This window comes from Telluria sp. LT2P34, from assembly GCF_059685915.1.
Genome location: NZ_JCASIN010000003.1, coordinates 108,152 through 127,004, shown reverse-complemented (window position 1 = coordinate 127,004; position 18,853 = coordinate 108,152). Strand labels below are relative to the sequence as shown.

Below are 18,853 nucleotides of genomic sequence, written 5' to 3'. Positions count from 1 at the left end.
CTCAGTCGCCGAGGTCCTCTTCGCGGAACTCGATTCCCGTGGTCGGCACCGTGTCGCGCGTCGCTTCCTGCTTGCGCAATTCCACCCGGCGGATCTTGCCCGAAATGGTTTTCGGCAGCTCGCGGAACTCGATGCGGCGGATGCGCTTGTACGGGGCCAGGCGATCGCGTGCAAAGGCGAACAGTTCGCGCGCCAGTTCGCGGCTCGGTTCGACGCCCTGGCGCAGGGTGATGAACGCTTTCGGCACCGACAGGCGCAGCGCGTCCGGGCTCGGCACGATCGCCGCTTCGAGCACCATCTCGTGTTCGACCAGCACGCTTTCGAGCTCGAAGGGACTGATGCGGTAATCGGAAGACTTGAACACGTCGTCGTTGCGGCCGACATAGAAATAATAGCCGTCGTCGTCGATGTATGCCGTATCGCCGGTGTGGTAGTGGCCGGCGCGCATGACCTCGGCGGTTTTTTCCTCGTCGCCCTCGTAGGCCATCATCAGGCCGAGCGGCTGCGGCTGCAGGCGCACCGAAATTTCGCCTTCCCTGGCCGGCTGGTCGTCGGCGTCGAGCAGGGCGATGGCGTAGCCCGGCAGCGGGCGCCCCATCGAACCGGGTTTCAAGGGCTGGCCGGGCGGGTTGCCGATTTGCGCGGTGGTTTCGGACTGGCCGAAGCCGTCGCGGATGCGGATGCCCCAGGCGCGCTCGACCTGCTCGATGACTTCCGGATTGAGCGGCTCGCCGGCGCCCACCAGTTCGCGCAGCGGCGGTTTCCACTGCGTCAGGTCTTCCTTGATCAGCATGCGCCAGACGGTCGGCGGCGCGCACAGCGAGGTGACCTTGCAGCGCTGCACGGTTTCGAGCGCGGCCTTGGCGCTGAAGCGTTCATAGTTGTAGACGAACACGGTGGCGCCCGCATTCCAGGGCGCGAAGAAGCAGCTCCAGGCATGCTTGGCCCATCCGGGCGAACTGATGTTCCAGTGCACGTCGCCGCGTTGCAGGCCGATCCAGTACATGGTCGACAAGTGTCCCACCGGATAACTCTGCTGGCTGTGCAGCACCAGCTTCGGTTTTGCGGTCGTGCCGGAAGTGAAATACAGCAGCAGCGGGTCGGCCGCGCGCGTTTCGCCTTTCGGGGTGAAGACGGAGAGCACGCGCCGGCAGTCGTCGTAATCGTGCCATCCTTCGTGCCAGCCTTCCCCCTTGCCGCCGACCGCGATGCGCGTGAAGTTGCCGGTAATGCCCTCGAACTTGTGGGCTTCGGAAGTCTGGGCGATCACGTGGCGCACCCGGCCCCGGTCCATGCGGTCCTGCAGGTCGGCGCTCGAGACCAGCATGGTAGTGGGCACCAGCACCGCGCCCAGCTTGATCCCGGCCAGCATGATTTCCCACAGCTCGACGCGGTTCGGCAGCATCAGCAGCACGCGGTCGCCGCGTTCGACCCCGCATTGCTGCAGGTATTGCGCCACCTGGCTCGAGCGCGCCGCCATGTCGGCGAAGGAGATCTTTTGCTCGCGGCCGTCCTCTTCCACGACCCACAGCGCAGGCGCGTGGTTGTCCTTCGCTTCCTGGTCGAAGAAATCGATGCCCCAGTTAAAGGCGTCGAGCCGGGGCGCCTGGTAATCGCGGTAGGCCGTGTCGTAGTCGAGGCGGTGCTGCTGCAGGAAGTCGCGCGCCTGGACGAAACGCTGGTACGGGGTCATTGTGTCCTCCTTAGCTCGGGCGGCGCAGCGGCACGGCGAATTCGTCTTCCGGCTGCATCATGTCGATCACACGGCAATCGGCGCACATGCGCAGACGGTCGAGCTTCCCGGCGAAGGCGCTGTGGCCGGACAAGCGCCCCAGCATGTTCTCGATCATGTGCACGGTGCCAAAGGCTTTGTTGCAGCGGATGCAGTGGAAAGGCTGCGACTCGTTCAGCACCACGGTCTGCTTGCGGACGTCGCCGAAGGCCATGCGCGGCACCAGCGCGATCGCGTTTTCCGGGCAGGTATTCGCGCACAGGCCGCACTGCACGCAGTTTTGCTCGACGAAGCGCAGCTGCGGCATGTTCGGCGTGTCCATGATGGCCGAGGACGGGCAGGCGCCGACGCAGGCCATGCACAGGCTGCACTTCGCCTTGTCGACGGCAATCGCGCCGAAGGGGCTGCCCGGCGGCAGCGCCACTTCCCTGGCCGGCTGCGGCGCGTGCCGGAACAGATGCTCGAGCGCGTAGTCGAGCGTGTTGCGTTTTTCGTTGGCCAGGTTGAAGGTCGCCATTTCGGCCGGGGCTTCGCCGCGCGGCGCATGCTGCAGGGCCACGGCCAGTTCTTCCGGGGCAGTCACACGCAGGAGCTGGAAATGCGGGCCGCCGTAGCCCAGGCCTTCCATCACCGTCTCGGCGATGCGCATCTGGGTGTCGAGCGCTGCGGCATACTGCGGCGCTTCCTCGGCCGTCATCAGCACGGTGACGCCGGCCGCGCCGTAAGCCAGGGCCGACAGCCAGACGTCGATGCCGGTCGAGGCGGTGTGGTGCAGGGCCATCGGGATCACGCGTCCCGGGATGCCGGTGGCCAGGTCGGCCGCAACCGTTTCGATCAGCGGCGCGCCGCCTTCGCCATGCAGCAGCAATACCGGGTCCTGGCCGCCGGCCTCGCGGTAGGCGCGCAGCGCGGCCTTGAGGCGGCTGCCGGTGTGGTCCACGGTCGGAAACGCGTAGCCGAGCGCCCCCGACGGGCAGACCGTGCTGCAGGCGCCGCAGCCGGCGCACAGGTAGGGATTGACCTTGATGCGGTCGCCGGCGCTGGAAATGGCCTTGGCCGAACAAATCTCGATGCAGGCTGTGCAGCCCTTCAGGCCGTTGCGGCTGTGGGCGCAGAGGCGCTCCTTGTAGGCGAAATATTTCGGCTTGTCGAAGTCGCCCACCATCTCCAGCAGCTCGGCAGCGGCCACGCGGCGCGCGCTGTCGTCCACGCCGGGCGCGTAATAGCCGTGCGGCGGCTGGTGGCTGGCGATCAGCGGACTCGGGCACAAATCGAAAACCAGGTCGAACTTGCCCTGGCCGGGGCTGGCGCCCGGCGCCTGCCAGCGCGCTTCGAAAGCGCCCAGCCAGCCGGCCAGGGCGACGGCGCGCGCCATGAATACCGGGTAGGGACGCTCGCCGACGTCGACATTGTCGAGCAGCAGCAAGGTCACCGGGAGCGCGCCCGCCAGGTGGTCGGCCCAGGGCAGCGCCTGGGCCGCGCTGCCGACGACCAGGGTACGTCCACTGGACCGGTAGCTGACCGAGGCGCCCGGCTCGGCCGGTGCTATGGCTTCGGCCGCCAGGATGGCGGCGGTCTTGGCGAGGGCATTGCGGCGTTCCTGCAAGGGATCGCCGGCCTGCCCTTCTAGAAATCGGATGTTCATGCTTGGCCTTGAGGCAATTGCTGGTTTGGACAATGGAATGGGCCGGGTTCATGCGCGGGCGCCTGGCAGCTGTCGTCCGCTGCCAGTGACTCCGCATGCGCGGCTTCGTTATCGGGTTCTGCATCCTGTTCGATGTGCTGGGCCGCCTGCATGTCGGCGGGGGTTTCCTCCTCGTCGACAAAGCGGCGCAGCGCGCTGCGTGCATGGTCGAGCTGGGCGAGCATCGCCTCCGACACCGGGCTCGGGATGTTGTAGTCGTCCATGTACATGTCGAGCCGGTCCATCACGTTGAAGTGCGGATCGGCGAACAGTTTTTTCAGGGCGAGGCGCTGCACGGACTTGTCGACACCCTGGCCGACGAAGATGGAATAATCGGAGTCGGGCGTCAATCCGGCGACGTCCTCGAGTGTCGGCGCGGCCCGCCCGCCGGCAGCGGCCGGCTCGGCCTGTGCAGGTGCCCAGGCGTCGGCCCTGAACGGCGTGGCCGGCGTGTCCCCTGCCCTGGCCCAGCGCGGCGCATCCGGCTCGGGCGTGGCCGCGGGTGCCGGCGCCGCTGCCTCCTTCTCTGCAACGGCTTCCTCGCCGGGAGCGGCCCCGGTCGCCTTGACGCGCGCCCAGCGGCGCAGGAATCCTTCTTCGGGCATGGTGACTCCTTACCCGTGCTGGCGGCCGCGGCGCGGGCGCGGCGTATAGTGCTCGCGCAGGTAGCCGGCCAGCCAGGCGTAGATTTCGGCCGGCATGGTCACGCCGTCGGCCGCTTCGCCCGAATCGAACATGCGCGTGCCCTCGACATAGCTGACCGAGGCGCGCGCCGGCATCGCACGGCCGTCGATCATGCGCCAGAGGACGAATACCTTCGATTCCGGCGCCATGCAGTTTTCGTAATAGCCTTCGTTTTCATCGGTGTACAGCTCGAGTTCGAGCCCGGACACCATATAGTAATCGCGTTCGGGACTTTCGCCGAGTACCTGCAGCGGCGGCAGGTTGCCGCGGTCGGGCACCACGCCGACGGCGGCCCAGGCCTCGTCCGCCCACTTGTGCTCGACCTTGCGGCGCTGCATGATCACCGCGATCGGCATGCTCGACATCTTCATTGGTTCTTGACCTCTTTCGCATTGCCCCGGTCCACGCCCGGCGAGGCGCCGGCCTTGACCGAGCGCGTCTGCTCTTTTTTCACGTCCAGGCTGGGCGCGGCGGTGCCGAGCTTCTCGCTCTTGATCGGCACATTCGCCGACTGCAGCGCCTGCGGGCTGCGCGGCGCCGCGCCGCCGCCGGGAGACGCGGCCGACTGGCCTGCCGGCGTGCCGGTGATGGTGTTGGCGGACACGCCGGTGACGCGCGGGGAGACGCCGGGCATCGGCGTGCCGGTAATGGCCACGCCGGTGGTCTGCACCGCCGCCGGCACCGCGCCCGAGGCCGGCACGACAGGCGCGGCGTTGGCCGAGGCGGGCGCAGCCGCTGCAGCCACGCCGGGCGCGGCGCCCGGCGCCGGTGCGGCGGCGATGGCTACCGGCGGACGCACCGTCCAACCTTTCGAGGAAGCCTGCGAACGCCAGCGTGAACTGATCGCATCCTGGGCCGCTGCCAGCTTCTGCTTGGCCACTTCGGCCTGGGCGTCGGCGGCGAGTTTCTTGGCGGCGGCCGCCTGCTGCTGCGCCGGGGTCGGCGCGGGCAAGCCGGCCAGCGCCATGCCGCTCGTAGCGATGCCGGCAATCAGGAGCAGCGACGGCAGCGGCTTACCGAGAATCTGGCGGATATCCATCATTTATCCCCTGTCAGTGTGCCTGGCGCGGCCGCGGGTTTGGCCGGCTGGCCGGGGGCGCCGGCGGGGCCGGCCAGGCCGGTGGTGGCGGTCGGATTGACGGCAGGCGGCGTCCTGCTCTGGTTGGTGGCGGTGCCCGCCCCGACCGGCGTGACCCCGGCAGCCGGCGCATTGGCCGCCGGTCCGCCATAGTCTCCCGTCGGCTTGTTGCCGGCCTGCCCCGCGCTGGCCGGCGTCGTCACACCGCTCGACGGGCCCTGGCCGGTTTCCGCCACCGTGCCGCCCAGCGCCGCACCGCCGGTGGTGCCGCCGGAGCCACCGGCAATACCCGGGGTGCCGCCTGCATAGGCCGCATTCGTTTCAGGCTTGCTGCTGCGCGCCATGACCTGGCCGCTGGTCAGCCCGCCGGCCGTCACCTGCCCCGGGAACTTGGTCTGGATCACGCCTTCCTTTGCATCGGCGTGGCCGCGGTCGCAGCCGGCGAGCATGGTGCAAGCGATGGCAAAGGTGATGGCGCTGCTGGCGAAGTTGGATGCTTTCATCGTCGACCTCAATGTGCCGGGCCGGGCCGTGGTGCGACCGGCGGCAGCTTGCCAGGGCGAGCGCCGTCCGGCGCGCCGCCCGATTTGACTTCGTCGTACCAGAGCGCGTGATGCGTCTTGGCCCAGTTTTCGTCGACATGGCCCTGGCGCATCGAGTCGTAAGCGCCCGGCGAACCTGCCGTACCGATGTAGGCGTGGCCCATGGCCGCCGCGATGTACAGGGCGGCGCCGGCGATGTGCAGGACGTTCGCCACCTGCATCACATAGCGGGTCTGGCCGAAGTTGACGAAGTCGAGGATCAGGCCGGTGATCGACATGACCAGGCCCAGCAGCACCACGCCGAACCAGAACCAGGTCTTTTCGCCGGCGTTGAAGAAGCCGGCCGCAGGATGTCCTCCCCCGATCAGTCCGCCACCGCGCTTGACCCATTGCCAGTCGATCCGGTTGTAGAAATTGCGGCGCAGGAAAGTGAAGAACATCAGGATCGAACACACGATGAACAGCGGCCCGACGACGTTGTGCAGGTACTTGCTGATGATGGCGACCCAGGAGAACAGCGTGTGCCCCATCCACGGCAGCATGATGACCTTGCCGAACATGATGATGATGCCGGTGATCGCCAGCGCGATGAAGGCAAAGGCGGTGGCCCAGTGCACGGTGCGCTCCCAGCTGCTGAAGCGGTGGATGCGCTTGCCCGATTCCTGGAGCGGGCCCGGCCTGAACACGCGGTAGGCCACGAACAGCAGCAGCGGCACGGCCAGCAGGATGATGCCGGTGATCGTGGCGACCGGTCCGTTGCGCAGCAGGCGCCATGTGTTGCCGCCGCGCTGGACGATGACATTGGCCTCGTTGGTGCCGTACTGGCCGAGGAAGTGGCGGTCGATGTGGACCCGGCCCGAGGCCGAATCGGTCAGCCCCGGCTCGCGCACGTTGGAGTCGCCTTCGATCTGCAGCATCGTCTGCTCTTCGGCATAGGCCGGCTTGGCGTCCTTGTTCGGCACGCCCGCCCAGCTCGGGGTGAAGACCAGCGCGCAGAGCAGCGCCAGCATCGGCACAAGAATCGCGCGGATCGCAATCAGGGTGGCTCGCGTCGGCATGGCTGGCTCCTAGGGATTGGCGCGGTTGTACTCGTTCTGCTGGTTGTTGCGGTTGACGATCGCCGCATTCCAGGAGAGCTTGTCGTTATGAAACAGCGTCTGGAAGTGGCGCGGATCTTCCTTGCCCGCGTATTTGCCCTTGATCCAGGCCGGATACTGTTCCACTTCGAGGCAGCCGGACAATGCCAGCGCCAGCGGCAGCGCCGCGATGAGTTTGAATGGCTTCATGTCGGCAGCTTTCCTGGCGTGTTCTGGCTGTCACCGATGTTCTGGTTTTCGCGCGGCAGGTCGCCCAGCGCCCGCCTGGCGCCGCCACGCTTGTTCGGCCCGTAGGCGATTTTCCAGCCCCACAGTTCGGGGCCGTAACCACGGGTCTCGACGCGCTGGCGGTAGATGTCGGCGATCAGGTTGGCATCGCCGCCGAGCAGCGCCTTGGTGCCGCACATTTCGGCGCAGGCCGGCAGCTTGCCTTCGGCGATGCGGTTGCGGCCGTATTTCTTGAATTCGGCGTCCGAGGTGTCCGGTTCCGGGCCGCCGGCGCAGAAGGTGCACTTGTCCATCTTGCCGCGGTGGTTGAACATGCCGGTCTCGGGGAACTGCGGCGCGCCAAACGGACAGGCGTAGTGGCAATAGCCGCAGCCGATGCACTGGTCCTTGCTGTGCAGGACGATGCCGTCTTCGGTGTGATAGATGCAGTTGGTCGGGCACACCGCCAGGCAGGGCGCGTCGGTGCAGTGCATGCAGGCCACCGACACCGAGCGCTCGCCGGGCACGCCGTCGTTGATCGTGACGACGCGGCGCCGGTTCACGCCCCAGGGCGTTTCGTGTTCGTTCTTGCATGCGGTAACGCAGCCGTTGCAGTCGATGCAGCGCTCGGTATCGCAGATGAATTTCATCCTTGCGGACATGGTCGTCTCCTGTTCAGTTCACCGGTGTGATGACTCAGCGCGCTAAGCGCGTACCAACCGGCATAGCGATACCTTTGTTTCCTGCATCATCGTGACGGCGTCATAGCCGTAGGTCCAGCCGGTGTTGATGGCCTCGCCGCGCACGGTCGGCGCACCGTCTTCCGGGTAATGCTTCTCGAGGTCCTCGCCCATCCACCAGCCGCCGAAGTGGAAAGGCGCCCACACCATGCCCACCGGCACGCGTTCGGTCACCATCGCCATCATCTTCATGCGCGCGCCGGTCGGGGTTTCGACCCAGACGTATTCGCCGACCCGGGCGCCGATCTGCACCGCGTCCTGCGGGTTGACTTCGACGAACATGTTTTGCTGCAGCTCGGCCAGCCAGGGATTCGAGCGCGTTTCCTCGCCGCCGCCCTCGTACTCGACCAGGCGGCCCGAGGTCATGATCATCGGGAAGTCCTTCGAGAAATCGATGTCCTGCACCGACTTGTAGAGCGTCGGCAGGCGCAGGAAATTGGCCTTGTCGTCGTAGGTCGGGTACTTGGCGACCAGGTCGCGCCGCGGCGAGGCCAGCGGCTCGCGGTGGGTCGGGATCGGGTCGGGGAAGTTCCAGACATTGGCGCGGGCCCGGGCGTTGCCGAAGGGCGCGCAGCCGTGGGCGATGACGACCCGGATGATGCCGCCGGACGGGTCGGTCTTCCAGTTCTTGCCCTCGGCCGCCGCCTGCTCCTGGGGAGTCAGCTCGGCCCACCAGCCCAGCTTTTTCAGGAAGACATGGTCGAATTCCGGGTAGCCGGTATCGAGTTCGGACGCCTTGTTGGTCGAGCCGTCGGCCGCCAGCAGGGTCTGGCCGTTGTGCTCGACGCCCCAGTTGGCACGGAACGGCAGGCCGCCCTCGGCCACCGTCTTGCTCAGGTCGTAGAGGATGGGCGTCCCCGGGTGCTTCATTTCCGGCGTACCCCAGCAAGGCCATGGCAGGCCGTAATAATCGCCCTTGCACGGGCCCGATTCGGCGCGCATCGTGGTCGGATTGAAGGTGTGCTTGTTCTCCATGTGGAGCTTCAGGCGTTCCGGCGAGCAGCCCGTGTAGCCGATGGTCCAGCACGAACGATTGATTTCGCGCAGGATGTCTTCGATGACCGGCTCGTTCATCACGACCTTGATGTTCTTGCACAGTTCGTTGTGGAAGCCGAGCTTCTTGGCGAACAGGTACATGATTTCATGGTCGGTCTTGCACTCGAACAGCGGCGCGATCACCCGCTCGCGCCACTGGATCGAGCGGTTCGAGGAAGTGCAGGAGCCCTGCGTTTCGAACTGCGAGGCTGCCGGCAGCAGGTAGACGCCATCGGTGCGGCCGTGCATCGCGGCCGTCATGCTCGGGTAGGGATCGACCACCACCAGCATGTCGAGCTTTTGCATGGCCGCCTTCATGTCGGTCAGGCGGGTCTGGCTGTTCGGCGCGTGGCCCCAGTAGAACACGGCCCGTAAATTGCTCGGCTGGTCGACAAACTGATTTTGCTCATTCACGGCGTCGAACCAGCGCGACACCGTGATGCCGGGCTTTTCCATCAGCTCCTTCGAGCCGAAGCGCGAAGCGATCCAGTTGTAGTCGACACCCCAGGCTGCGGCGAAATGCTTCCACGAGCCTTCCGCCAGGCCGTAATAGCCGGGCAGCGAGTCGCCGTTCGGGCCGACGTCGGTCGCCCCCTGGACGTTGTCGTGGCCGCGGTAGATGTTGGCGCCGCCGCCGGCCACGCCAATATTGCCGAGGGCCAGTTGCAGGATCGCGAGCGCACGCACGTTGGCGGTGCCGACGTGGTGCTGGGTAATGCCCATGCACCAGACCACGGACGATGGCTTGTTTTTGGCCAGCATCTCGGCGGCCATGCGCACCGAGGATTCCGGTACGCCGGTGACGTCCGAGACTTTATCGGGCGTCCATTTGGCGACTTCCTTGCGCACGTCGTCCATGCCGTAGGTGCGCGCGGCGATGTATTCCTTGTCTTCCCAGCCGTTGTTGAAGATGTGCCAGAGCATGCCCCAGACCAGGGGGATATCGGTGCCTGGACGCACGCGCACGTAGTGGTGGGCGAAGCGCGCGGTGCGGGTGAAGCGCGGGTCGACCACGATCATTTTGGCGCCGAGCTCCTTGGCATGCAGGAAGTGCAGCATCGAGATCGGGTGCGCTTCGGCCGGGTTGGAACCGATGAACATCACGGCCTTGCTGTAATGCAGGTCGTTGAACGAGTTCGTCATGGCGCCGTAGCCGAAGGTCTGGGCCACGCCCGCCACCGTCGTCGAGTGGCAGATGCGCGCCTGATGGTCGCAGTTGTTCGAGCCCCAGAAGGCCGAGAACTTGCGCAGCAGGTAAGCCTGCTCGTTATTGTGCTTCGAGCTGCCGATGAGCATCAGGGCGTCGGGGCCGGCCTGCTGGCGCAGTTGCAGCAGCTTGTCGCCGATCTCGTTGATGGCCTGGTCCCAGGAAATGCGTGTGTATTTGCCGTTGACCAGCTTCATCGGGTAGCGCAGGCGGTGCTCGCCGAAACCGTGCTCGCGCACCGAAGCGCCCTTGGCGCAGTGCGCGCCCATGTTGATCGGCGAATCGAAAGCCGCTTCCTGGCGTATCCAGACACCGTTGCTGACGATGGCGTCGACCGAGCAGCCGACCGAGCAGTGGGTGCAGACGGACCGCTTCAGTTCGGTCTTGGCCGCTTCCGCCGAAGGCGCCTGGGCCTGCGCCGGCTCGATGACGTTGAGCGGCAAGCCGCGCGCCAGCGCGCCCGCTCCGGCAGCGACGCCCGCGCCCACCAGGAACTTGCGCCGCCTGACGCCCTTGTCGTTGGAACTCTTCACTAAAGACATGGCTGGTCTCCGGGTACGCTCACCAGTAGGCGGCGGTTTGGTAGTAACGACGAATGTGGTCGGTCTCGTGGTAGCCGCGCTTGACCTCGGGCTTGGCGGCCTCGACTGGTGGAAGCTCGGGTTTGGCTTCGGCGCTTGCGGCTACCGCCGCGAGCGTGACCAGCGGCGCCGCCTTCAGGAAGTTGCGGCGCGATGTATCCGGGCTGTCCCCGGGCGCTGCGCCCTCCAGGTGTTTCTGGTCCATCGCATTCCCCTCGGTTCGGTTAATCTTGAATGCCGTCTTCCACTGCAAAGGCTTCGGCCTCGATCCCCAGCAGCGCCGACACGAACGCCGCGACCAGCCGGTAGAAGTTGGCGCCTTCGGCATTGGCCATGTCGTTCATGCAGCGGGCATACCAGCGCCCGATGCGCGCTTCGAAAAAGGTTTTCTGGACGCTCAGGGGCTGGCGCCGGATGCCGGAGCCGCCGGCGATCAGGACGCGCATCGTTTCGCACAGCGCGCCCAGGTGGTCTTCGGACTCCAGGGCGCCGCGCACGCGGCCGATGCCGAAGCCGGCCAGGTCGGCGCGCAGCTCGGCCAGGGGCGTGTCGTTCATGAAGCCCGACAGGTAGAGCGAGCCGTAGGGGTTGAGCGCCGGGGTGCCGCTGCTGACGAAAAGCGCGTCGAATTCCTCGGCGGCAGCGGCGGCGTCGATGACGCTGGCGGCCAGCACCAGCTTTTCCCAGGCGTCTTCGAGGGCGTGCTCGCCGCCGGTGCAGAGGATGGGGTCGGCGCCGGCAAGGCCGGCCAGCAGCGTCTCGTCGGGTGGGGCCAGCAGCAGGCGCGCGGCCAGGGCATAGAGGTCGGCCCGGGCCTGGTCTTCGGCTGCCAGGGGCCGCACGATGGCGACCGTGCTGGTATCCGCGGGCGCGCTTGATGCGGCCGGAAAATGAAGTTCGTCGGCGGTCGCCGGCGTCGAAAGAATGCTGGTTGCGGACTGCATGGACACTGACGGCGCTCCGTTAGTAAATCTATATCGAAAGTGTATTCGCTCGGCTTCTAATGGCGCGCACGCTTGAATATATTTAGTGCATCCCTGCCGCATGCATGATTGTGCGGATCAGGCCGGCAACCAGCCAGAGCGCCGCAACCCCACCCATCCACAGCGCAAGCAGCCAGCCGAGGCGGCGCAGCCAGCGCCTTGGTTCGCCTGATTTCTTCGGTTGTTCGCGCATCAGTGGTAGCCCGCGTCGGCCTGCACCTTGCCGCGGAAAACCCAGTAGGACCAGACCGTGTACATCAGGATGATGGGCAGGATGAAGAGCGTGCCGACCAACGCGAAGCCCTGGCTGCTCGGGGGCGAGGATGCCTCCCAGATCGTGATCGCGGGCGGCACGATGTGCGGCCAGATGCTGATCGCCATGCCCGAATAGCCGAGGAAGATCAGCGCCAGCGAGGCGACGAAAGGCCAGCGGTGCGGGTCGCGCCGCAGGGAGCGCAGCAGCACCGCCATGAACAGCAGCACCAGCACCGGCACCGGCGCCAGGAAGACGATGTTCGGGAAAGTGAACCAGCGGTCGGCCACGTGCGGATCGCGCAGCGGGGTCCAGATGCTGACCACGACGATGGCGCCGAGCAGCAGCAGCGCGAACGGCCGCGCGACCTGGACCATGCGCCGGTGCAGGTCGCCTTCGGTTTTCATGATCAGCCAGGTGCTGCCGAGCAGGGTGTAGGCGATCATGACGCCGAAGCCCGCCAGCAGCGGAAACGGGGCGATCCAGTCGAGCGGGCCGCCGGCGTAGCTGCGCCCCGACACGGCGATCCCGTTGAGGAAGGCGCCGAGCGAGACGCCCTGAAAAAAAGCGGCCGTCACCGAGCCGCCGATGAAGGCCTTGTCCCACAGGTGGCGCTCATGCTCCTTGGCCTTGAAGCGGAACTCGAAGGCGACGCCCCGAAACACCAGGCCGATGAGCATGAAGATCAAGGGCAGGTAGAGCCCCGACAGAATGATCGAATAGGCCACCGGAAAGGCCGCCAGCAGCCCTTCCCCGCCCAGCACCAGCCAGGTTTCGTTGCCGTCCCAGACCGGGGCCACGGTATTCATCATGGTGTCGCGGTCGCGCTTGTCCTTGGCGAAGGGGAACAGCATGCCGATGCCGAGGTCGAAACCGTCGAGCAGCACGTACATGAAGACGGAAAAATAGATGATGACGGCCCAGATGACCGAAGTGTCGATGCCCATGGCTCAGTTCCTTGTCCCTTTGGCGTCGCCCGGGTTGCCCGGGTCGCCCTCATCGCCCTCGTCGTCGTTGGCGACGTCGGCCGCCGACATCGGGCGCATTGCGGTGCGCGCCTCGCCCGGGCCGCCTTCGGTGGCGCGGTGCATCTCGAACCGTTGCGGGCCCTTGCGCATCAGGCGCAGCACATAGGCGGTGCCGGCGCCGAAGACGAAGAAATAGGAGACGACGAACAGGGCGAGCGTGAGCGCGAGCGGGCCGGCGCCGTGCGGCGAGACTGCGTCGGCCGTCCTGAGTACGCCGTACACCACCCAGGGCTGGCGCCCGACCTCGGTCGTGGTCCAGCCGGCCAGGATCGCGACCAGCCCGGCCGGCCCCATCCATAAAACGGCGCGCAGGAAGCGGGGCGACGTGAAGATGCGCCCGCGCCGCCGCAGCAGGAAGCCCCAGGCGCCGAGCGCGATCATCAACAGGCCCAGTCCCACCATCAGGCGGAAACTCCAGAACACGATCAGCGCGTTGGGCCGGTCCTCGGGGGCGAACTCTTTCAGGCCGGGAATCTGCCCGGACCAGGTGTGGGTGAGGATCAGGCTGCCCAGGTGGGGAATGCCGACGGCGTAGCGGGTGCGTTCGGACGCCATGTCGGGAACGCCGAACAGCAGCAGCGGCACCGCATGACCCGGTTCGTTCTGCCAGTGCCCTTCCATCGCCGCCAGTTTGGCGGGCTGGTATTTTGCCGTGTTCAGGCCGTGGTAATCGCCGATCACGGCCTGGATCGGCGCGGCGAGCAGGATCATCCACAGGGCCATGGAGAGCATCTTGCGCACCGCCGGGTTGTCGCCCATCTTGTCCCGCTTGCGCAGCAGCTGCCAGGCGCCGACCGCGCCGACGATCAGCGCCGTGCTGAGATAGGCAGCCACCACCATGTGCAGCAGCCGGTACGGAAACGAGGGATTGAAGACAATCGCCAGCCAGTCGCTCGGGACCATGCGCCCTCCTTCGATCGCATAGCCTTGCGGGGTCTGCATCCAGCTGTTCGCGGCCAGGATCCAGGTCGACGAAATCAGGGTGCCGATCGCGACCATGCAAGTGGCGAGGAAATGCAGGCCGGGGCCGACCCGGGTCCAGCCGAACAGCATCACGCCGAGGAAGCCCGCCTCGAGGAAGAAGGCGGTCAGCACTTCATAGGCCAGCACCGGCCCCAGGATCGAACCGGCAAACTCGGACAGATAGCCCCAGTTGGTGCCGATCTGGTAGGCCATGACGATGCCCGACACCACGCCCATGCCGAACATGACGGCGAAAATCTTCAGCCAGAAGTGATACAGGTCGACATAGACGGGGCGTTTGGTGCGCAGCCAGGACAGCTCGAGCACGGCCAGGTAACTGGCCAGGCCGATGGTGACGGCCGGGAACAGGATGTGGAAAGACATCGTAAACGCGAACTGGATGCGCGCCAGATCCAATGCCGATAGGCCGAACATGAGCACTCCTGCTGGGATGCGGTGTTCGGAATCTAGCATGGGCAAGGGGCGCGCACGCTTGGCGCGCCGCCGTGACCTCGACAGGGACAAGCACGCTGTGAGGATGGCGCCACAATGCAGCGCCACGACACGCCGCGGGCGCTGATTTGGCCCAGTACGCTGACTAGGGCCGTGGGCGGTTTAAAAAGTGATGCGCACCGACGGGGCGCTGCGGCTTGCCGCGCCGTGGTATACGGCTTCGATATTGTTGCCGTCCGGGTCGAGCACGAATGCCGCGTAATAGCCGGGGTGATAGGGGCGCTCGCCCGGAGGGCCGTTGTCGCGGCCGCCGGCTTTCATCGCCGCTGCGTAAAACGCGTCCACCATCGCGCTGCTGGCGGCCTGGAAGGCCAGGTGGTGGCGCCCGGTCAGCACGCCTTGCGCGGCGGCGCTGGCGGCGCTCGAGACGAACAGCTCGTCGGCCCAGAAATAATCGTCGCCGCTCCCGCCGAGCGGCACCTGCAGGACGTCGAAGACGACGCTGTAGAAGGCACGGGATGCGGCCAGGTCGCGCACCACGAGCTGGAGATGGTCGATCAGGCGGCCGCGGTGCAGTTCTTGGGTTTCCATGAAATTCTCCCGGTCAGGATGATCACGGTACTGCCCGAAGTATGCCGCAGCCGGAAAGGCGTCACGGGCACACCTGCTTGCCCGCGACGCCAAAACGCAACGCTTTCGTTGCGCTGCCTTAGGCCGTCTTTGCCTTTTCCTTCGCGATCCAGGCATCGACCAGTTGGCCCAGCACGTCGAGCGGTACCGAGCCGGCGCCCAGCACCATGTCGTGGAAGCCGGGGAGCGAGAATTTCGCGCCCAGCTCGGTTTTCGCCTTGTCGCGCAGCTCGAGAATGCGCAGCATGCCGATCATGTAGGCCGTGGCCTGGCCCGGCCAGACGACGTAGCGGTCCACTTCCTGCACATTGATGCCGTAGTCGACCGCCTGCTGGCGGGTCCAGCCCTTGGTGTGCAGGCCGGTGTCGACGACGAGGCGGCGGGCGCGGAACAGTTCCGAGCCGAGCGCGCCGAGCAGGCCGGGCACGTCGCCCTGGTACCAGCCCTGTTCCACCGCCAGCCGTTCCGTGTACAGCGCCCAGCCTTCGCTATGGGCGCTGCCGCCACTGAAGATGCGCTGGCTGCGGTATTTCGGAATGCCGGTCAGCTCTTGCTGGATCGCCAGCTGGAAATGGTGGCCCGGCACTGCCTCGTGGTAGGACAGGCTGCGCATGCGGATCATGTCGAAGGTCGGCCCGCGCATCGGCACCCAGAACACGCCCGGACGGCTGCCGTCCGGCGCCGGCAGGGAATAATGGGCGGCGGCCGAGGCCTCGGTCAGGGGCGGCTCGCGCAGCACCTGCACCGGGGCGCGCGGTTTCAGGTTGAACAGCGGTGCGCTGCGGCGCTCGGCGTCCTTCACCATTTCGACGTATTTGGCCAGGATCGCCGGACGTGGATCACCTTCGCCCTTCGGCTGGAAGGTCGCGTCGAGCGCCTTCATGCGCGCCTCGATATTGCCTTCGGTGAAGCCAAGCGCGCGCAGGTGCTTGTCCATCTCGCCTTCCAGGCGCGCCACTTCGCGCAGGCCGATCGCGTGGATCTGCTCGGCGTTCAGGGTGGTGCTGGTGTAGTTGGCCAGCGCGCGGTTGTAGGCCGCGGCGCCGTTCGGCAGGCGCGAGATGCCGGCGACGTCGCCAGTCTGCGGATGCAGTTCGGCCATGAAGGCCTGGACCCGGGCGTAGGCCGGGCGCACCTTGTCCTCGACGATTTTCGTGGCGCGGGCGATGGCGGCGGTGCGCGCTTCGGGGGTCAGGTCTTTCAGCGCTGCGCTGCGCTGCTCAAGCGAACTCACCAGCACGTTCTGCGGCGCCGCCGGCTTCAGGAAGGTGTCGACCTGGAACTGGGCGCGCTCGAGGATGAAGCGCGGCGGGATCAGCTTGCGCGCGCTGGCGGACCTGGCGCGCGCCAGGGCATCGTCCATGCGCTGGCCGACCTGCTCGAGGCGCGCCAGCCAGCTGTCGACGTCGGCGGCATTGCGCATCGGATGGGTCTGGGTCATGAAATTGACCAGGCTGACCTGGGTTCCGCTGAACTGCGAGAACACGAAGTTATAGTCTTCGAAGGGCTCGTTGGCGACCGTGTTCGTCAGCGACCAGCGCATCACGGCGGCCGAGATGCGCTGGGTCTCGTCGAGCGGCCCGGTCATCCATTTGTCGAGGCGGGCAATGCCGGCTTTGGCCATCGCGATCATTTTCTTGCGCTGAGCCGGGGTTTGCGGCGTCAGCTGGCGGTCCAGCGCGGCTTGCTCGGCGCCCTTGAAGTACTGGGTGCTGGTGGCCGCTTGCGGATTGGCGCGCACCCAGTCGTCGGCGAATTTTTCGGCCCAGGTGTCGAAGGCGGCGTTCGGTTTTACCGCTGCCGCGGTGGTGACCGGCGCGGCGAGAACGGGCGCCGGCAGCATGGCGCTCGCCAGCGCGAGCGGAACGAACAGGGAAGCGAGGGCGGCGCGCAGGGGGCGCTGGGAAATTGCAAGCATGTTTGTCTCTTCTATGGTTTGATTTTCGGCAACGCCGTCTTCAAAATCTAACATGGAAGAGCTAAGCCGACAATCTTTACGCCTGCCGTGCGCGCCGCGCCAGGCAAGCTGGCGCGCAGGCCGCGCCTTTTCGGCTAGGCTGTTTTCAGAATGCGTTTCCAGAGCCCTCTTTATTTGACAACAGGAAATCGAATGCCGCCACTCACGCAAGCCCTCCACGAAGAAGTCGCCCAACGCCTGCAGCAAAGCCGCGAGGCAACCCTGGCCACCGTCCGCGGCCGCCTCGATGCCGACGCCGGCGACCCGCCGCAGATCGGCCCGGGCGCCCATATGGTCACCGGGGACGACGGGCCCGAAGCCGAAATGACGGCCCACGACGAACAGCGTTTTGCCGATCACGAGACGGCCATGCTGAACGAGATCGACGCCGCCATCGGCCGCCTCGAGGCGGGCGGCTACGGGGTCTGCATGTCCTGCGGCTGCGAGATTCCCGAAGCGCGCCTGCTGGCGACGCCGACGGTGCAGACCTGCATCGCCTGCCAGGAGCAGATCGAAAAGGACGCCGGCGGCGGGCGCGGACCGACGATGTAAGGCGGCACCCTGCCCTTGCGGCAGCGTGCCGGCGGCGCCATGCCGGCCATGCCGTGGCGCGGACCATGGCCGGGGTCGGTGCTACCATTGCCTCATGGACAACCTCACCCATTCCCTGGTCGGGCTCGCGCTTGGCGAGCTGACCCACCGCGTGCTGCGCGCCGAGCCCGATCCTGCGCGCGCCGCCACCCGGCGCCGCCTGCTGCTCAGCTGCGGCGCCCTCGCCAGCAATTTCCCCGACCTCGACCTGGTGCTGACCGGCCTCGCCCCGGAGCCGCTCGGCTACCTGCTGCACCACCGCGGCCACACGCATACCCTGCTGTACGCGCTGCCGCAGGCCTTGCTGTTGCTAGCGGCGCTGTGGGCTTTCTGGCCGAAGGCGCGGACCCTGCTGGGTACGAGCGCGGCGGCGCGTCGCGGGCTCGCGGCCGCAGCCGTGCTCGGCCTGTTGCTGCATCTGGGCATGGACGCGCTCAACGTCTACGGCATCCACCCGTTCGCGCCTTTTGACGCACGCTGGTATTACGGCGACATGGTCTTCATCGTCGAGCCGGTTTTCTGGCTGGCGCTGGGAACGCCGCTGGCCGCGCACGTGGCGGCGCCGCGCTGGCGCCGCCTCCTGCTGAGTCTGCTGATCGCGGCGCCGCTGCTGTTCGTCTTCACCGGGCACCTGCAATGGGGATCGTTTGCGGGCCTGGCAGCCCTGTGGGCGCTGGCGCAGCTGCTCACGCGCCGTGCCGGCGAACGCGCGGCGCTGGTGGCCGGGGTCGGCATGGTGGCCGCCTTCGTGCTGCTGCAGGCTGGGATGGCGCAGCTGGCACGTGCCGAACTGCGCACCCTGATCGCGCGCGAAGATCCGGCGGCGCGCATCCTCGACCTGCCGCTGTCGGCCTTCCCTGCCAATCCGCTGTGCTGGGGCGCGATCGCGATTACCAACGACGGGCGCAACGGCTACCGCGTCCGGCGCGGCGTGCTCAGCCTGGCGCCGGACTGGAATCCGGCGGGCAGCTGCCCGGCTCCGATTGCCGGCATGCGCGTCGTCCCGTCAGGGCCGGCGTCGGCAGGCATGGCCTGGGCCTGGGAAGAGCGCGGATCGCTTGCCGGCTTGCGCGCCCTGCGCGCTGCCGACTGCCGGGTCGACGCCTGGCTGCGCTTTGCCCGTGCGCCTTCGCTGGCGAACGGGACTGCCCTCGACGTGCGCTTTGGACTGCCCGGGGCGCCCAACTTCTCGGCACTGCCCTACGCGGCGCGCGCCGGATCGCCCTGCCCGGCCGCGCTGCCGCGCTGGGGCTATCCACGTGCCGATCTGCTTGGCATGCCCTAGTCCGGCGCTCAGGTCAAGCCCCGCATCTTGTCGAGTTGGTAACAGCCCACGCCAAATTCAATTGTCTGCCGTACAACATCGGCATGCAGTATGCTTATGCTATTCATCCGCAATTAAAGAAGA

Annotated in this window: 19 protein-coding genes; 2 read left to right on the top strand and 17 right to left on the bottom strand. The window is 66.9% G+C overall.

The genetic code is table 11. The features are described from left to right. Position 1 precedes the first annotated feature (1 nt). The 17 genes from AC56KZ_RS11230 to AC56KZ_RS11150 form a co-directional block, all read right to left on the bottom strand. Positions 2–1,693, bottom strand: a complete 1,692-nt coding sequence (locus tag AC56KZ_RS11230) for an AMP-binding protein (protein WP_497162246.1) — start codon at positions 1,691–1,693, stop codon at positions 2–4. 10 nt (positions 1,694–1,703) lie between these two features. After that, the gene (locus tag AC56KZ_RS11225) at positions 1,704–3,377 is read right to left on the bottom strand and encodes a 4Fe-4S binding protein (RefSeq protein WP_497162245.1); all 1,674 of its coding nucleotides are present in this window, start codon (positions 3,375–3,377) and stop codon (positions 1,704–1,706) included. After that, positions 3,374–4,021 carry a DUF3306 domain-containing protein gene (locus AC56KZ_RS11220; protein ID WP_497162244.1) on the bottom strand — a complete coding sequence of 216 codons (648 nt, stop codon included), beginning with the start codon at positions 4,019–4,021 and terminating at the stop codon, positions 3,374–3,376. The genes AC56KZ_RS11225 and AC56KZ_RS11220 overlap by 4 nt, the downstream gene beginning before the upstream one ends. 9 nt (positions 4,022–4,030) lie before the next feature. Continuing rightward, complete coding sequence (locus AC56KZ_RS11215) at positions 4,031–4,471, bottom strand: DUF3305 domain-containing protein (protein WP_497162243.1); 441 nt, start codon at positions 4,469–4,471, stop codon at positions 4,031–4,033. After that, a complete protein-coding gene (locus AC56KZ_RS11210) occupies positions 4,468–5,142 on the bottom strand; it encodes a hypothetical protein (RefSeq protein WP_497162242.1) in 675 nt (224 codons plus the stop codon). The genes AC56KZ_RS11215 and AC56KZ_RS11210 overlap by 4 nt, the downstream gene beginning before the upstream one ends. Beyond that, complete coding sequence (locus tag AC56KZ_RS11205) at positions 5,139–5,681, bottom strand: hypothetical protein (protein ID WP_497162241.1); 543 nt, start codon at positions 5,679–5,681, stop codon at positions 5,139–5,141. The genes AC56KZ_RS11210 and AC56KZ_RS11205 overlap by 4 nt, the downstream gene beginning before the upstream one ends. 8 nt (positions 5,682–5,689) lie before the next feature. Next, positions 5,690–6,778, bottom strand: coding sequence for a formate dehydrogenase subunit gamma (locus AC56KZ_RS11200; RefSeq protein WP_497162240.1), 1,089 nt, complete (start codon positions 6,776–6,778; stop codon positions 5,690–5,692). Between the two features lie 9 nt (positions 6,779–6,787). Further along, positions 6,788–7,006 (bottom strand): hypothetical protein, encoded by a 219-nt coding sequence (locus AC56KZ_RS11195; protein WP_497162239.1) that lies wholly within the window; start codon positions 7,004–7,006, stop codon positions 6,788–6,790. After that, positions 7,003–7,686 (bottom strand): formate dehydrogenase FDH3 subunit beta, encoded by a 684-nt coding sequence (fdh3B, locus tag AC56KZ_RS11190; RefSeq protein WP_497162238.1) that lies wholly within the window; start codon positions 7,684–7,686, stop codon positions 7,003–7,005. The genes AC56KZ_RS11195 and fdh3B overlap by 4 nt, the downstream gene beginning before the upstream one ends. Positions 7,687–7,728: 42 nt before the next feature. Further along, positions 7,729–10,548, bottom strand: a complete 2,820-nt coding sequence (locus AC56KZ_RS11185; protein ID WP_497162237.1) for a molybdopterin-dependent oxidoreductase — start codon at positions 10,546–10,548, stop codon at positions 7,729–7,731. 19 nt (positions 10,549–10,567) lie between these two features. Further along, entirely contained in the window at positions 10,568–10,792 is a 225-nt protein-coding gene (locus AC56KZ_RS11180; protein ID WP_497162236.1) for a twin-arginine translocation signal domain-containing protein, read from the bottom strand. 19 nt (positions 10,793–10,811) lie between these two features. Beyond that, the gene (locus AC56KZ_RS11175; RefSeq protein WP_497162235.1) at positions 10,812–11,531 is read right to left on the bottom strand and encodes a TorD/DmsD family molecular chaperone; all 720 of its coding nucleotides are present in this window, start codon (positions 11,529–11,531) and stop codon (positions 10,812–10,814) included. Between the two features lie 82 nt (positions 11,532–11,613). Continuing rightward, positions 11,614–11,763, bottom strand: coding sequence for a DUF2474 domain-containing protein (locus tag AC56KZ_RS11170; RefSeq protein ID WP_497162234.1), 150 nt, complete (start codon positions 11,761–11,763; stop codon positions 11,614–11,616). Continuing rightward, positions 11,763–12,770, bottom strand: coding sequence for a cytochrome d ubiquinol oxidase subunit II (gene cydB / locus AC56KZ_RS11165; protein ID WP_497162233.1), 1,008 nt, complete (start codon positions 12,768–12,770; stop codon positions 11,763–11,765). The genes AC56KZ_RS11170 and cydB overlap by 1 nt, the downstream gene beginning before the upstream one ends. 3 nt (positions 12,771–12,773) lie before the next feature. Then, positions 12,774–14,249 (bottom strand): cytochrome ubiquinol oxidase subunit I, encoded by a 1,476-nt coding sequence (locus AC56KZ_RS11160; RefSeq protein ID WP_497162232.1) that lies wholly within the window; start codon positions 14,247–14,249, stop codon positions 12,774–12,776. A 180-nt stretch (positions 14,250–14,429) separates the two neighbouring features. Next, complete coding sequence (locus AC56KZ_RS11155) at positions 14,430–14,858, bottom strand: VOC family protein (protein WP_497162231.1); 429 nt, start codon at positions 14,856–14,858, stop codon at positions 14,430–14,432. A gap of 118 nt (positions 14,859–14,976) precedes the next feature. Further along, positions 14,977–16,815, bottom strand: a complete 1,839-nt coding sequence (locus AC56KZ_RS11150; RefSeq protein ID WP_497162230.1) for a DUF885 domain-containing protein — start codon at positions 16,813–16,815, stop codon at positions 14,977–14,979. Between the two features lie 192 nt (positions 16,816–17,007). Here AC56KZ_RS11150 and AC56KZ_RS11145 point away from each other — a divergent pair, with 192 nt between their 5' ends. Both AC56KZ_RS11145 and AC56KZ_RS11140 read left to right on the top strand, forming a co-directional pair. Further along, the gene (locus tag AC56KZ_RS11145; RefSeq protein WP_497162229.1) at positions 17,008–17,406 is read left to right on the top strand and encodes a TraR/DksA family transcriptional regulator; all 399 of its coding nucleotides are present in this window, start codon (positions 17,008–17,010) and stop codon (positions 17,404–17,406) included. A 94-nt stretch (positions 17,407–17,500) separates the two neighbouring features. Beyond that, complete coding sequence (locus AC56KZ_RS11140; RefSeq protein WP_497162228.1) at positions 17,501–18,730, top strand: metal-dependent hydrolase; 1,230 nt, start codon at positions 17,501–17,503, stop codon at positions 18,728–18,730. The last annotated feature ends 123 nt before the right edge of the window (positions 18,731–18,853 follow it).

Bases quoted from the DNA above. Each gene is read 5' to 3' on its own strand.
- AC56KZ_RS11230 (WP_497162246.1), bottom strand. From the start codon at position 1,693: ATGACCCCGTACCAGCGTTTCGTCCAGGCGCGCGACTTCCTGCAGCAG.
- AC56KZ_RS11225 (WP_497162245.1), bottom strand. From the start codon at position 3,377: ATGAACATCCGATTTCTAGAAGGGCAGGCCGGCGATCCCTTGCAGGAA.
- AC56KZ_RS11220 (WP_497162244.1), bottom strand. From the start codon at position 4,021: ATGCCCGAAGAAGGATTCCTGCGCCGCTGGGCGCGCGTCAAGGCGACC.
- AC56KZ_RS11215 (WP_497162243.1), bottom strand. From the start codon at position 4,471: ATGAAGATGTCGAGCATGCCGATCGCGGTGATCATGCAGCGCCGCAAG.
- AC56KZ_RS11210 (WP_497162242.1), bottom strand. From the start codon at position 5,142: ATGATGGATATCCGCCAGATTCTCGGTAAGCCGCTGCCGTCGCTGCTC.
- AC56KZ_RS11205 (WP_497162241.1), bottom strand. From the start codon at position 5,681: ATGAAAGCATCCAACTTCGCCAGCAGCGCCATCACCTTTGCCATCGCT.
- AC56KZ_RS11200 (WP_497162240.1), bottom strand. From the start codon at position 6,778: ATGCCGACGCGAGCCACCCTGATTGCGATCCGCGCGATTCTTGTGCCG.
- AC56KZ_RS11195 (WP_497162239.1), bottom strand. From the start codon at position 7,006: ATGAAGCCATTCAAACTCATCGCGGCGCTGCCGCTGGCGCTGGCATTG.
- fdh3B (WP_497162238.1), bottom strand. From the start codon at position 7,686: ATGTCCGCAAGGATGAAATTCATCTGCGATACCGAGCGCTGCATCGAC.
- AC56KZ_RS11185 (WP_497162237.1), bottom strand. From the start codon at position 10,548: ATGTCTTTAGTGAAGAGTTCCAACGACAAGGGCGTCAGGCGGCGCAAG.
- AC56KZ_RS11180 (WP_497162236.1), bottom strand. From the start codon at position 10,792: ATGGACCAGAAACACCTGGAGGGCGCAGCGCCCGGGGACAGCCCGGAT.
- AC56KZ_RS11175 (WP_497162235.1), bottom strand. From the start codon at position 11,531: ATGCAGTCCGCAACCAGCATTCTTTCGACGCCGGCGACCGCCGACGAA.
- AC56KZ_RS11170 (WP_497162234.1), bottom strand. From the start codon at position 11,763: ATGCGCGAACAACCGAAGAAATCAGGCGAACCAAGGCGCTGGCTGCGC.
- cydB (WP_497162233.1), bottom strand. From the start codon at position 12,770: ATGGGCATCGACACTTCGGTCATCTGGGCCGTCATCATCTATTTTTCC.
- AC56KZ_RS11160 (WP_497162232.1), bottom strand. From the start codon at position 14,249: ATGTTCGGCCTATCGGCATTGGATCTGGCGCGCATCCAGTTCGCGTTT.
- AC56KZ_RS11155 (WP_497162231.1), bottom strand. From the start codon at position 14,858: ATGGAAACCCAAGAACTGCACCGCGGCCGCCTGATCGACCATCTCCAG.
- AC56KZ_RS11150 (WP_497162230.1), bottom strand. From the start codon at position 16,815: ATGCTTGCAATTTCCCAGCGCCCCCTGCGCGCCGCCCTCGCTTCCCTG.
- AC56KZ_RS11145 (WP_497162229.1), top strand. From the start codon at position 17,008: ATGCCGCCACTCACGCAAGCCCTCCACGAAGAAGTCGCCCAACGCCTG.
- AC56KZ_RS11140 (WP_497162228.1), top strand. From the start codon at position 17,501: ATGGACAACCTCACCCATTCCCTGGTCGGGCTCGCGCTTGGCGAGCTG.